Here is a 14,291-nt window from a genome sequence, read left to right on the forward strand (position 1 = left end):
CGCGATGGCCTATGCTTCCACAAAGAAAGCCGGAGCCGGCTTCTTCTCTTCCACACACTTGAGAAAGCCTCGAGCGGTATCCAGCGCTTCGCGGATGGTGACATCCATATCCAGGTAGCGATAGGTACCCAGGCGCCCTACGAAAGTGACCTTATCCGTCTGCCTGGCCTTTTCGACATAGTCAGCCAACAAGGCCTTTTCCTTGACCAGACGAATGGGATAGTAAGGAATGTCTTCTTCACCACATTCGCGACTGTATTCACGGTAGCAGACACTACCATCATGCTCTTCCCAGGGCGAGAAATGCTTATGCTCAGTGATACGCGTATAGGGAACCTCTTCTTCCCCGTAGTTCATCACCGCGCAGCCTTGATAATCGCCCTGATAGGTAAAACGTTCGAAGTCCAGGGTGCGATAACCGAGGCGGCCAAGCTCGTAGTCGAAGAAGCCATCCAGCGGGCCAGAGAAGAACACATGGTCATATTCATCGAGCATGGAACGCTCGAAACGAGTACTTAGCTTCACGGTGATATTGGGGTGGTCAAGAATACCTTCCACCAACTTGGTGTAACCGTGCTCCGGCATGCCTTGGAAACGATGGAAAAAGTAGTTGTCGTTATAGTTGAAGCGAACCGGAAGGCGCTTGAGGATGCTGGCCGGTAGCTCACTTGGGTGGCAACCCCACTGCTTCTGGGTGTAGCCCTTGAAGAAAGCCTCGTATAGCTCTTTTCCCACGAAGCGCATGGCTTGCTCTTCGAAGGTCTGCGGATCCTCGATGGAGGTATCAGCCTGCTGCTCGATAAAGGCACGCGCCTCGTCCGGGCGCATGGTCTTGCCGAAGAACTGATTGATCGTGTGCAAGTTGATCGGCAGAGAGAACACCTGCCCCATGGATGTAGTCTTGACCCGGTTCACATAGGATTTGAATGTAGTGAAGCGGTTGACATACTCCCATACCTCCTGGTCGTCGGTATGAAAAATATGTGGCCCATAGACATGGGTCATAACATTCGTTTCAGTATCTCGTTCAGTGTGACAATTACCAGCGACATGGTCACGGACATCGATGATGGTGACACGATGACCTGCCCCGGCAAGCTCACGTCCAATGACAGCACACGAGAACCCAGCCCCTACTAGACAGAAGTTCATTTTCCACCTCGCCATTTAGCCATCAAAGCACGCGGGTGCAGTTTCCTAAGCCGGGGATACAGGTAGCTGAGCTTCTCACCCAAGCGATTCGAATGGATGCCAGGTTCAGCTGCTGCAAGCAGATGCCCCAAGGACAAGGACCCTTCCTTGATAGCATCCCGAATATGGCGGTTGATGATAAGAGAACGATAATGCTGATGAAGCAGCCCCTTCGATATTGAATTATCGGAGCTGTCACCGCGAGTCGCTGTTCTCACATGATAATAGGCTGTCGTGTCAGGAACATAGGCAATATCAAAGTGCCGTACAAAGCGCAGATTGAACTCCCAGTCCCCTACTACCGGCAACGACTCATCGTAGCCTTGCAGAAGATCCAATGCCTTGCTGGAGTAGACAAAGGCGATGGGCATGAAAGGGTTGTTCTGAGCGACACGAGGAATGGTAAACGAGGTCACTTCCGGCAAGAAGCGAGAAGTCTTCTTCGATACAATCTGCTCACCTTCAACAGATTCCTGCACCTTTATCGTCGACGCCACAACACCTTGTACGCTGGTATCCCGCAGTTCCTCAAGACGCCCAACACACACCTCAAGAAAATCCGATGCCCAGCTATCATCGTCATCATGGATGACATAGTAGTCCGCTGGATGATCCTTCAGGCCAACATTGCTGGCTGCCTCCATCCCGAGGGAGGTGCCATTATGAATGACGGAAATCCTGGACCGATGCTCATCGGCAAACCCCGCTACCAGTTGGTCAACTGGTAAGGGATCTCCACCATCATTGACGATAGTGCAATGCCAGTTGGAATAAGTCTGAGAACAGATACTTTCCAGCGCCCTGGCAAGAAACAGAGGGCGATCCTTGGTACGGGTGACAATTTGAATTTTAGGAGACATCATTAGAGGCGTCACCTCGTACGAGCCTGAACAAGCTCTTTGATGCGCTGGTGATCAGCCGCATCGACAATGTGATATTCACAATGTCGGTCTTCCATCATAGATTGCATCCCACTCTTGTATTCATATTCTTTATGATGCAACTGGCTAAAATTAAAAAGCTTATGAAGATCGTGATCACGTTCGCTTAGTGGCGTCCGATCATCCAGCAAGATAACTGTGACATTATGATTCCACTTCAATATCCCAAGGTGCTGAAATGCCTCTTCACCAATGGTAAAGACAACTCGCTCATCATTCGCATGTTGAGAAATGATATCAGCCAAGAAAAAATGCCAACCATGATGAGCAAGAGCAGGATTATTCCTGCTATATCCTAAAACCAGATCCTTTCCTTCTCCGAAATCTATCTCACTCTTTCTTAGCAAATCACCATATATGGCAGTACCGGGAATTTCTGCTAGAGAAGACAGTGTCTCTTTCTTGATATTTTTATCAAGAGAGCAAAGGATAACAGTAGGAGTAGGGATAGCCTTTCCAAGAACATAAGGATTATCCGTCCATTCTGACAGGCTGCGCCATGAATTGGCTTGAGACTCCATACTGAGCTCAAGTGATGACACAAACTGAGTCTTGAACCCTTCATAATGTTCTTCTACATATGCCGAGTAATCATCTTCACTCATTGCCCCAATTTTAGCCAAGGAGCCTTTCAAAGAAATAGCTCTATGAGAGATTTTCCTTGCAAAAAACTGGGTCTCTCCCAGAAGTTCGGGCAAAGAGTCATCATAATACACTCTAGGAACACCACGACTGTTAAACTGATAACGAGTCAAAGGAGCCATACTCACTTCATCTTTAGGAACCAGATTGGCTACCAGTGTCTGAAAGAATAGTTCATCAGGAATCCAAGTCTTCTTATAAAACTCAACGAGTTCCTTGTGAGAATCAACCAGAGACAGAATAGCAGATATGGTCTCTGATCTCAGGCACCACCACTGAGACCCCATATGAGCGATATGGTTTAGAGGAAGCTTACGAGATACTCCTAGAGTCTTCTGCACTTTATTCGAAGCGCGAAAGAAGAACTCTTGATATCTCCAGTTGAAGAAGTGGAAATAGTTCCAGCGCTCCTGCTGAATACCGTCCGTTACCCAGCGATTAGCCTCAGCATCAACAATTTCGATATGATCCTTACCACTAGTACTCAGATACTTCTGAAGTAGGGCAACGGGTTTTACTGGCATGCACGAGCCAGATATCAGCATGAAATAGTCGCTGTTAAACCCCTTTTCTCTTGCAAGATATAAGCAGTTGAGCGTGGCTTGGACGATGGACCACTCCCCCCAGACCACCTTTACCCTCTCAGCAAAGTAGAGATTTCCGGAAAGTCCCTCCAGTGCCCAATTTTTGGATTCAGACTCCAGGTCATGAGAAGCATTGGCATCATAATGAACAAATACATCAGATCCCGAGGACAACAGAGAAAAAAGTAAATCACGAAGCTGGTCAGGATGCTCATGAGCCAATAATACAAAGGATACTTTCATTGGCTTACCACTCTCCCTTATTGATCATTCCCAACTTCGCCAAGGTACGCCAGTCCTCGTATTTCTCCGAGACTGTAGAATCGAAAAGCTCTTGACGCTCCTTAATGACTTTATCGTACTGCTTATATTCTGCTGAATCATTAAAGTGTTGTTTTGCCTCAAGCTCAACATCTACTTTATTACGAAGCTGACTAATAAACTTGAAATGAAGAACAGCGCCACTGGTTTTTCTTGGATCCAAGCACTCGTTCAGCCTGCGCGGCAAAGCCATGTGCATGGATTCCACATATGCAAAATGACGCTGCCATTTCACCAGTGTCACTTTATTCAGCGCTGGGGCACCCTCTGGCTTCTCCTTGGCAAAAACTCGCCGCCTCACCCCGCCCTGCATCCAGATATTATGCAGTGAGGCAGAAATTTTCTTTACATATCCTGCCTTGTCAAAATAAGCGCATGTTTCAACAGGATTCGTACCTTCCTCATAATGACACTCTTCGACTGGCTTATCACCATACATGTCAACCATCATGGTGAAGAAAGATTCTTGTCGAACAGAAGACAAATACTCAGTCAGTTCTTTAAGGTTACGAGTATCCATATGAGGATATACGATAAACTCATCTGGATCACAGGTCATGCACCAGTGGCCAGTGCCGTATTTGCGAAGAAGATAGTTGGCCCAATGCATACCAAAGTTGGAGTCTTTGTAACTCCCTTCAGTATAAAAGGTAGTGATATCATCATGCCCAGAGACGACTTGATCGAAATGATCGGTAGATGCATTATCAACAAGGATGAAGTGATCGACGCCAAGATTGCGATAATATTCAATAAAAAATGGAAGTCGATGCGCTTCATTTTTCATAACAGAAAAAAGTACTATATCGCTTTTCGAAATTTTTGAAAGGTTGTCCTGCTTTACACTAAGTTGTTTAGAAAACTTGAATGCATTGACATGGAGCTTCGACAAAAAAGAGGCTATCTTTGCTTTGTCCATCCACCACTGAATCATACCGTAAATTCTCACCTGGACCTCCATGTCAAACAAATTAATTTTCTCGACAAACGCTTTTAAGCAACATTGGAATATATTTCTTATAAGCTAAGTCATCGGAAATAAATACAGGGCTTCTATTCGTCAGTATGCCATCACCGAACAATTCATCTCGCTCGAAATATTTTTTTGCCACATATTCATTAGAGGCATTATAGTAGGACAAAATACTTTCTACTTGCTCGTCAGAGAAAACTATCTTTTTTCCATTATCTTCTGGTATGTCCAGGGTGTTTATAGCTCTAATTACTTTGTGTCTTTCTGCTGGTTTAAGATCATAAACATCCAATCTTCTTATAATATCCAGCTTTACTGATGATAGTGATGCATTTTGATCCTTATATGAATTCAGCCATCTACTATCAATACCGACAACCTGCATAAAGTCTTTTACAGTGTCTTTAACACCGTAAGAGTCTACCACATTCAATTTTAAGTTATTTTTCCCAAAGATTTTCTCGAGACGTTCAAGCAGAGATTTATAGTTCATCCAATAGAAATCTCTGGAAAAGTCAGTTAGAAAAGCTTCAGGAGTACATGATGAAAACTTCTTATCCCAAGGCCATTTTATATGCTGATTATACCAAGATTCGAGCCATAAATCCTGTCTTTTCAGATATAACACAACAGATACAGAATACTCTTTTTTTAGTCTCTCAAAGAAGTCTGAATTCCTTACCAGACAAAAGTCTTCAGCTGACAAGATAACTGTATGGGTTAATTCGTTTTTTTGACTATCAATCTCTGCCAACACATCCTCAGAAGATAACTTCCCACTATTTAACATCCAAGGTATTCTTACATGGTCACTCATGCCCTTAATTCTGGGGTACAAGAAACCATGGCTTTTGAGAATATTAAAGCTATTATTTAAGCATGCTTGGATAGAAGTACTACCTGTTCGATGTATACCAAAGTGGATATAAAGTTTCATAACTTACATATTCCATCAAGAAAGTTTTTTGCAATCCGCTTTTTCTTCATCACATGCACTTCATCTAAGTCAATTGCAAGTTCCGAGCGACGACAGCCAGACGGATTAAATTGACTGAAATCCCCTTTTAAAAACTTAGAACCACAAGCAACCACTGAGCCGTGTTTCACATTATAATATTGGCTATCGCTGTAATATAGCCCGGCAGCACCAACTCTAGAAGAAATCAAATGAGGATGGAATCGGCTAGTTATCAAGAAGTCATTTTCTGAGAAACCTTGGTTCCCATAAACAGAGTCTTCTACAGAAACTTTATTAACATTCGTTAAATTAGAACACACCAAATCAAAAACAGACCTATCTTGCCAAGGAAAGCACTCCCAAAAAACCACTTCATCAAATTTTTCTTTAAACTTTGAGACTTCTTTCCAGTAGCTTGATGTAAACTTATCAACATTATGCTTTGAAAATGAAAGAACTAGACGGCGTTTTTCTGAAGCAGATATGAATGACTCTCTACTCTGCAAATAAACGTCATCATAGCCAAATACGGCATTAGCCTTTCCATTAGTAATAAGGTTAGCAAAGTCAAAGCTTTCTTTGTCTCTCAGTTCTATTCCATAAAAAGCCTGGAAGACTTCACTAGCCATCGTAAGTATATTATTCGGAGGGGAAGATATAGGATGTAGGCCTAATCCTGTTCCTATTAGCCTAGCACCTGTTTCCTTATGTAATGCATAACAAAACCCCAAGACAAATCCATTTAACTCTGCGTTTTTATTTATATAACCACCACCATGAAGATGGACTACTTTTAGTCCATTTAAAAAATTAAAATTTTTCTCTCCATATATTTTTATTCCATTTCTATCAAAAAAATTAACTCCCCTTTTTACTTGATTCCAAAATCCAAGGGATGTTTTATTTTTTGCAACATTTTTTATAAAATCACTGTATTCAACTTTTTCTCTATCACCATGAAGTCGTATAGTGTTATTTTTTATATTACTTTCAACCCTCAAGGTGTTTTTTTGTTCCCCAAGTAGATCAAGCCATAACTTTAAAATTATCTCGTCACCATAATTTGGTGCTCCACTTCCACCAACGATCAAATAGCTCACGTTCCCCTCTCCTTACCGAGAAATTTTCAACAAAACTTTCCACGTATTCTTTGATCAAGCACACATTGAGTGAAACATAGACCACTCTCCGAACTTATATTCCTATCTTGAAATTTTACTAAAGTGAAATTTTTCTTTCGCATAGACGATCAACCTGGGCTTCAGAATGAGAAACGAGCAGTACAGTTTGATCGGAATGGATCTTTTTAAACATTTCTGTCTCTGCTTTTTTTCTAAACTGCTTATCTCCGACACTAAGAACTTCATCCAAGAGCAGAACATCAGGAGTCATATACATAGCAACAGAGAAACCGAGCCTAGCTCTCATACCAGACGAATATGTTTTTACTGGTTCATAAATGAACTCTTTCAACTCTGAAAATTCGATAATGTCACTCATACGTGCTTCTACTTGCTGACGAGTATATCCCATGAGCATGCCGCTTAATATGGCATTATCAACTCCAGGTAGCTCAGCATCAAAACCAGCTTGAAGAGTCAACAAAGATGCAGTGACACCATGGTTGATCAACTCGCCTTCATCCGGTTGGATAATACCAGCAACCACCTTTAACAAGGTGGACTTGCCTGCACCATTACGACCAACAATACCGAGGGTTTCTCCCCGGTGGATATCAAAGCTGACATTTTCCAGGGCTTGAAAATATTCGGGCTTGCGAAAAAGCCCACCACGGCGCTTGTAGCGTATCCCGACATCTTTCAGTGAGATGATGATTTCACCATGGCTGGGTATCTGCTGCTGGCTTGTCGTCATTCGATTACCACCCGGGGGAAAATAGGCTCAAGGCGCCGATATAGCATCAGCACAATCACCAGGCCAATCATGCAACCCAGGAACACCCAGCCCAGACCGCTCCAGTCCGGCCACTGATTTTCCACCAGTACCAGGCGATACTGATGCAGAATATTAGCCATGGGGTTGGAAAAGAACAGTGTATGCCATTCAGGTGGAATGCGGTCCACGGTATAGAAGATACCGCTGGTAAACAGCAGGAACTGGATGCCTGTCGGAATCAGGTTGGAAATATCCCGCACAAAAGGTACCAGCATAGCCAGGAAGCAACTGACAACGACCATCAGCAATAGCTGTACCGCAATAACCGGTACAATGGCCAGCCAGTGCACTGTTGGTGGCAAACCATAGAAGATCAGGAACAGGCCCAACATCAAAAACACCAACGCCTGCTTACCGGTATTCTGCACGATGCCCACCAAGGGGAAGAACAGCGGCGAGATACGCACCTTATGCATCAGGCCCTTTCCGCCAACAATCGACCCAGAGGTCTGCTGGACTGTCTTGGCAAACCATTGAAACGGAACAAGACCTGTCAGCAAGTAAGCAATAAAACCAGGGCCGCCTCGCTCCATCAACAGGCCAAAGACGATATAGAACACCGCCATGTACAACAGCGGGTCGAGAATCCACCAGAAGTAACGCAGGTGGTTCTGGCTTGCTTCGCTCTTCAGGTTAAGGCGGGCCTTGGTCCATACCAGGTCGACAAACGTCTTCCAATTACGCCGCTGTGGCGGACTGATTGTGTGGGCTGACTCACCCTCACTTTCATCCTGCAGACTGACCAGCCAGGCATTGCCATATTCCTGGGCCAGCTTCAACTGTCGGGACAGGGGCTCATTACCCAACGCTGCCGCCGCATCAGCGGCACGCACATAACCCGCGGCATGCTTGGGAAACTTTTCACGCACCTGCTGCCAGCGCTCCAGCGCCACCTGCCAGTCCTTTTGCTGCATGGCCAACTCAGCATATTGAGCTGCCAGTTTTTCATTATCTGGAAAGTCTGCTTGCCCACTCAGGCTTTCATGCTCCGCGCGCTCAAAGTCACCTGATGCTTCATAAGTACTAATAATACTCCAGCGCACATCGGGATCGTTCGGAAAAGAACTCCGAGCACGCTCGATTAGTTCAATCGCTTTGCCAAATTCACCTTTAACAAGGTTAAGTTTAGCATATTGACGTAGTGTGTTTGAGTTTTGAGGAAAGCGTTCAACTGCTTCAAATATTAATACCTCAGATATGTCATACTCACCAAGAGTACGATGAGCAATACTGCCCTGTATCCAGCCTGTCGTCTTTTCTGGATAGAACTCCCTGACCAAAGCCCAGCGCTGAGAAGCCAACCGCCACTCTCTATTTCGAGTTGCTTGCCAGGCCCATTCTTGCAGGTCCTTACTATCGGGAAGGCCGGCTTGCGCCGGCCCCTGGTTTCCCTGCGTCATATCTTGCTCGCTCACAGGCAGATCTTCACCAGTTGGTTGACCAGTTCCTGCTGGGTGTATTCGGTGGTCTTGAGCACCACCTCCGGAGCCTTGGGCACTTCATAGGGGCTGTTGATGCCGGTGAAGTCACCGATCTTGCCCTCACGGGCCTTCTGGTACAGCCCCTTGGGATCGCGCTGCTCGCACACGTCCAGCGGGGTGGCCACATAAGCCTCGACAAAGCCACCCTCGGCAAACAGTTCCCGAGCGGCATCACGGTCGCTGCGGAACGGTGAGATGAAGGCGGTGATCACGATCACCCCAGCCTCGGCGAACAGGCGTGCCACTTCGCCTACGCGACGAATGTTCTCGGCGCGGTCGGCTTCGCTCATACCGAGGTCCTTGCACAGCCCATGGCGGATGTTGTCGCCATCCAGCAGCATGGTGTGATAGCCGCGGCGGTTGAGCTCGACTTCCAGGGCGTTGGCCAGGGTCGACTTGCCGGAACCGGACAGGCCTGTGAACCACACGCACTTGCCCTGGTGGCCATTGATCTGCTCGCGCATGGCCTGGGTCACGCTGGTACGGTTCCACACCACGTTGGCCTTGCTGTCGTGCTCGCGGAACTCGTAGGGCAGCTCGCTGTTCAGCGGCTGGTGGATCATCCCGGCGCCGACGGTGATGTTGGTCAAGCGGTCGATGATGATGAAGCTGCCGGTGCCCGGGCTGCTGCGATAGTCATCGACCGGCACCGGGGCAGTCAGCTCGACCTGGCAACGGGCAATGGCGTTGAGGTCGAGATGGTCGGCATGGCGGTGCTCGAGGGTGTTGACGTCGACCTGGAAGTCGATCGCCGACACCTTGCCTGCCAGGTCACGGGTGGCCAGCTTGATGTCATACAGCTTGCCCGTTTCCAGGGCCGTCTCGTGCATCCACACGATATCCGCCTCGAAGGCAGTGGCCAGCGGTACTTCGTCCTGCTCGGCGACGATCCAGTCACCGCGAGAGATATCGATCTCGTCGGCCAGGGTCACAGTGATGGCCTGGCCCGGATAGGCGGCGGACAGGTCGCCATCGAAGGTGACGATGCGCTCGACCGTGGAGGTCTTGCCGGACGGCAGGGCACGGATGGTCTGGCCCGGCGTCAGCACGCCCGCGGCCAGGGTGCCGCAGTAGCCACGGAAGTCCAGGTTGGGGCGGTTGACGTACTGCACCGGCAGGCGCAGGTCGCGCAGGTTCTGGTCGTGAGTGATCTCGACGCTCTCGAGCAGTTCCAGCAGGGTCGGCCCTTCGTACCAGGCCATGCCCTCGCTGCGGTTGACCACGTTGTCACCCTTCAACGCCGACATCGGCACGAAGCGGATATCCGGGGCATTGAGCTTGGCGGCGATTTCCTGGTATTCCTCGACGATCTCGTCGTAACGCTGCTGGGAGCCTTCGACCAGATCCATCTTGTTGACCGCGACCACCAGGTGCTGGATGCCCAGCAGATCACAGATGAAGCTGTGACGACGGGTCTGGGTCTGCACGCCATGACGGGCATCGATCAGGATCACCGCCAGGCTGGCGGTGGAAGCCCCGGTGGCCATGTTGCGCGTGTACTGCTCATGCCCGGGGGTATCGGCAATGATGAACTTGCGCCTGTCGGTGGAGAAGAAGCGATAGGCCACGTCGATGGTGATGCCCTGCTCACGCTCGGACTGCAGGCCATCCACCAGCAGGGCCAGGTCGACTTCGTCACCGGTGGTGCCGCTGGTCTTGGAGGCCTGGGTGATGGCCGCCAGTTGATCCTCGTAGATCATCTTGGAATCGTGCAGCAGGCGCCCGATCAGGGTCGACTTGCCGTCGTCCACGCTGCCGCAGGTGATGAAGCGCAGCAGGTCCTTGTTCTCGTGATCCTTGAGGTACTGCTCGATATCGTCGGCAATCAGTTCGGATTGATGTGACATTACCAACATCCTTAGCTGTAAGCTGGAAGCGATAAGCTGTAAGTCACAGCTTCACCTTCCAGCTCAATGTTCATTCGTTGTCCAGCGCGTTGATCAGCCCATTAAGCATTGACGATAGCTCTCGGGTTTCCTGCAACCACTGCTGGCCTTGTTGACGGGAGATATAACCGATATCCATGCCGATATAGACTTGGGTCCGTAACTCCGCACACGAGCCTCTGGCGATGACCAGAAAATGTCGTTTGTCCTTGCTGGAATCGCGACTCATGCCTTCGGCAATATTACTGGGGATAGAGAGCCCAGAGCGGGTAGCTTGGTCTCGAAAACCAAAGTCTCGCAGGCCAGAAAGCGCCTTATAAAGTTCCGCCGACAAACGGGCAGACCGCTTCCAGACCAATAGCTTCTCGAAATTCAACCCGCTCCTCCTGAGCCTCTGTCACATCTCCCGCTGGGTCTATTCCTTATAGCTTACAGCTTATAACTTATCGCTCTCTAACGCGCTTCTAGCGCGTTAGAAATAACCTTCGCGCTTTTTCTTTTCCATCGATCCGGCCTGGTCGTGGTCGATGGCGCGGCCGCTGCGCTCACTGGTGCGGGTGAGCAGCATCTCCTGGATGATCTCGGGCAGCGTGGCGGCTTCAGACTCCACCGCGCCAGTCAGCGGGTAGCAGCCTAGGGTACGGAAGCGTACTGACACTTCCTTCGGCTGTTCGCCTTCTTCCAGCGGCAGACGCTCGTCGTCGACCATGATCAGCATGCCGTCGCGCTCGACCACCGGACGCTTGGCGGAGTAGTACAGCGGGACAATGGGAATGGATTCCAGATAGATGTACTGCCAGATGTCCAGCTCGGTCCAGTTGGACAGCGGGAACACGCGGATGGACTCGCCTTTGTTGACCTTGGCGTTGTAGATGTTCCACAGCTCCGGACGCTGACTCTTGGGCTCCCAGCGATGGTGCTTGTCACGGAAGGAGAACACACGCTCCTTGGCGCGGCTGGCTTCCTCATCGCGGCGGGCACCACCGAAGGCAGCATCGAAGCCGTACTTGTCCAGGGCCTGCTTGAGGGCCTGGGTCTTCATGATGTCCGTGTACTTGGCACTGCCGTGATCGAAGGGGTTGATGTTGGCCTCGACCCCTTCCTGGTTGATGTGCTCGATCAGCTCCATGCCGGCCTCGTCGGCCATACGGTCACGGAAGGCGATCATTTCCTTGAACTTCCAGGTGGTGTTGACGTGCATCAACGGGAACGGCGGGGTCCCCGGATAGAAGGCCTTGCGGGCCAGATGCAGCATGACCGAGGAGTCCTTGCCGATGGAGTACATCATCACCGGGTTGCGGAACTCGGCCGCCACTTCACGAATGATGTGAATGGACTCGGCTTCGAGCTGCTTGAGGTGCGTTTGACGCTCTGGAGTAATTTCCATACTGAAATTCCAAGATAACGAGTTAGTTCCGGTCAAGTCGTGCAATGCCAAGGCTTGTACCAGCGCCTGGTCAGTGCTCATCACGTTGACCACACACGATACTGAAGAGTTGAGTATTGCCTTAAAATGGCCAGACAAGAGGAATGATCGTCACCGCCACTGCACCAACTACCAGACTGAGGGGGGTTCCGAGGCGCAGATAGTCGGTGAAACGATAACCACCGGGACCCAGTACCATCAGGTTGGTCTGATAGCCCAGTGGCGTCATGAAGCTGGCAGAAGCCGCAACCATGATAGCGATGGTGAATGGCATGTAATCAACGCCGAGCCCTTCCGCCACAGCTCCCGCAATGGGAAACATCAACACGGCAGCAGCATTATTGGTGATCAGCTCAGTGAACATCACCGTCATCAGATACACCAAGGCAAGTGCCATCCATGGGGAAAGGCCGTTGATCAACATGATGGTATCGGCAATCAGCACTGCTGCCCCTGTCTTGGTCATGGCAGCCCCCAAGGCAAAGGAAGCCGCTATGACGACCAATACAGAAAGGTCGATGTAACGGCGAGCCTTGCTGGCTGTTACACAGCGCGATACCAGCATCATCCCCGCAGCAAGCAAGGCGGCTTCGAGAATACTCAGCAAGCCTGTTGCACTCGCCACCACCATGCCGCCGAGGATACCAAGCGCCCAGGGTGCCTTGACGAAGTTCGGCGGTGTCGAATCGTTCAACGCGCTGACCAGCAGAAAGTCCTTGCGGTAGCGGTATTGATCGACAAAGTCCTGACCGGTTTCCAGCAGCAGAGTGTCGCCGACTCCGATCTTGATATCACCGACCTTGCCGGGAATACGTCGCCCCTGACGCGAGATCGATAGAATCACCGCTTGGTAGCGTGAGCGGAATCGTGACCCACGTACGGTTTGATTGAGCCCGGTAAAGTCCGGTCCAATCACAGCCTCCACCAGACAACGATGGTGGTGAGCGATATCCAGCTTGTGTACATCGCCACCGGCAGGTTTGAGGCCATTGATGTGGCGAAGCTCCCTTGCACATTCCGGAGCACCGATGAAGACGAGAATATCGCCAGCCTGTAGCTCCGTATCAGGCGGCACCGCTGTCAGCAGTCGCGAATGACGTTCGATATCCGTCAGATACCCATGAACCAGGCTTCGCAGCCCCGCATCGGCGATGGTTTTCCCCACCAGAGGGCCATCAGGATCAACCAGCACTTCCACCGAATACTCGCGCGCCTGCTCAAGCTGCTCGAGCACACCTTGTCGGTCAGGTAATAGACGACCCGCGAAGAAATACAGAAAGGCGCCACCTACGATGACGAGAGGAATACCCACCCAGGCCAGCTCGAACATGCCTAGATGAACCCCTCTCTCACTCTGTAGAAGGCCATCTACCACCAGGTTGGTGCTGGTGCCGATCAGTGTGCAGGTACCGCCAAGAATGGCGGCATAGCTGAGAGGAAGCAGCAATTTCGAAGGGGGATGCCTGAGGCGCGCGGCCCAATCCTGAATTGCGGGTATGAACATTGCCACCACGGTGGTGTTGTTCATGAAGGCACTCAGGCTGGATGTAGGGATCAGCACCCGCAGCAATGCCATGCCCAGCGTCTTTGGCTGGCCGAGTACACGCATGGCCAGCCATTGAACGGCACCGGTTTCCTTGAGGCCGGCAGCCACGACATAGAGACTGGCAATGGTCATCACGCCAGGGTTGGAGAACCCCCCCAAGGCTTCGCCCGGGGTCAGAATACCGATGATGACCAGGATGGCCAGGGCCCCCATGACGATGACATCGGCAGCGATACGGGTAAATGCCAAGCCGCCAAGTACCGCACCGACCGTGAATAATGAAAATAACGCTTGCCAAGTCATGCGGTGCTGTTACCGACAATTGACATGCGGCCTCCTTGCCATACATTCAGGGGAACAATTGACCAAGCTTCCAATGCCTGGTT

General features: G+C 49.8%; 12 protein-coding genes. All 12 read right to left on the reverse strand.

Annotated features, from left to right (window positions below):
- Nucleotides 1-9: 9 nt before the first annotated feature.
- The 12 genes from glf to E4T21_RS12010 all read right to left on the reverse strand — a co-directional run bounded on the left by glf (nucleotide 10) and on the right by E4T21_RS12010 (nucleotide 14,208).
- Nucleotides 10-1,152, reverse strand: a complete 1,143-nt coding sequence (gene glf, locus E4T21_RS11955) for a UDP-galactopyranose mutase (protein WP_149285183.1) — start codon at nucleotides 1,150-1,152, stop codon at nucleotides 10-12.
- Nucleotides 1,149-2,054 carry a glycosyltransferase family 2 protein gene (locus E4T21_RS11960; RefSeq protein WP_149285184.1) on the reverse strand — a complete coding sequence of 302 codons (906 nt, stop codon included), beginning with the start codon at nucleotides 2,052-2,054 and terminating at the stop codon, nucleotides 1,149-1,151. The genes glf and E4T21_RS11960 overlap by 4 nt, the downstream gene beginning before the upstream one ends.
- Before the next feature lie 8 nt (nucleotides 2,055-2,062).
- Nucleotides 2,063-3,601: a beta-1,6-N-acetylglucosaminyltransferase gene (locus E4T21_RS11965; protein ID WP_149285185.1), complete on the reverse strand. Its 1,539-nt coding sequence runs from the start codon at nucleotides 3,599-3,601 to the stop codon at nucleotides 2,063-2,065.
- Nucleotides 3,602-3,605: 4 nt separating this feature from the next.
- A complete protein-coding gene (locus E4T21_RS11970) occupies nucleotides 3,606-4,628 on the reverse strand; it encodes a glycosyltransferase family 2 protein (protein WP_187774987.1) in 1,023 nt (340 codons plus the stop codon).
- A 22-nt stretch (nucleotides 4,629-4,650) separates the two neighbouring features.
- Nucleotides 4,651-5,589 (reverse strand): hypothetical protein, encoded by a 939-nt coding sequence (locus tag E4T21_RS11975; RefSeq protein WP_149285187.1) that lies wholly within the window; start codon nucleotides 5,587-5,589, stop codon nucleotides 4,651-4,653.
- A complete protein-coding gene (locus tag E4T21_RS11980) occupies nucleotides 5,586-6,710 on the reverse strand; it encodes a polysaccharide pyruvyl transferase family protein (protein ID WP_149285188.1) in 1,125 nt (374 codons plus the stop codon). The genes E4T21_RS11975 and E4T21_RS11980 overlap by 4 nt, the downstream gene beginning before the upstream one ends.
- Before the next feature lie 118 nt (nucleotides 6,711-6,828).
- Complete coding sequence (locus tag E4T21_RS11985; RefSeq protein ID WP_149285189.1) at nucleotides 6,829-7,485, reverse strand: ABC transporter ATP-binding protein; 657 nt, start codon at nucleotides 7,483-7,485, stop codon at nucleotides 6,829-6,831.
- Nucleotides 7,482-8,981 (reverse strand): ABC transporter permease, encoded by a 1,500-nt coding sequence (locus E4T21_RS11990; RefSeq protein ID WP_240349120.1) that lies wholly within the window; start codon nucleotides 8,979-8,981, stop codon nucleotides 7,482-7,484. Before E4T21_RS11990 ends, E4T21_RS11985 begins: the two co-directional genes overlap by 4 nt.
- Nucleotides 8,978-10,894: a sulfate adenylyltransferase subunit CysN gene (gene cysN, locus E4T21_RS11995; protein ID WP_149285190.1), complete on the reverse strand. Its 1,917-nt coding sequence runs from the start codon at nucleotides 10,892-10,894 to the stop codon at nucleotides 8,978-8,980. Before cysN ends, E4T21_RS11990 begins: the two co-directional genes overlap by 4 nt.
- A gap of 70 nt (nucleotides 10,895-10,964) precedes the next feature.
- A complete protein-coding gene (locus tag E4T21_RS12000; protein ID WP_149285191.1) occupies nucleotides 10,965-11,309 on the reverse strand; it encodes a four helix bundle protein in 345 nt (114 codons plus the stop codon).
- A 96-nt stretch (nucleotides 11,310-11,405) separates the two neighbouring features.
- The gene (cysD, locus tag E4T21_RS12005) at nucleotides 11,406-12,320 is read right to left on the reverse strand and encodes a sulfate adenylyltransferase subunit CysD (RefSeq protein ID WP_149285192.1); all 915 of its coding nucleotides are present in this window, start codon (nucleotides 12,318-12,320) and stop codon (nucleotides 11,406-11,408) included.
- 121 nt (nucleotides 12,321-12,441) lie between these two features.
- Nucleotides 12,442-14,208, reverse strand: coding sequence for an SLC13 family permease (locus E4T21_RS12010; RefSeq protein ID WP_149285193.1), 1,767 nt, complete (start codon nucleotides 14,206-14,208; stop codon nucleotides 12,442-12,444).
- Nucleotides 14,209-14,291 lie beyond the last annotated feature (83 nt).

The organism is Halomonas binhaiensis, from assembly GCF_008329985.2.
GTDB lineage: Bacteria > Pseudomonadota > Gammaproteobacteria > Pseudomonadales > Halomonadaceae > Halomonas > Halomonas binhaiensis.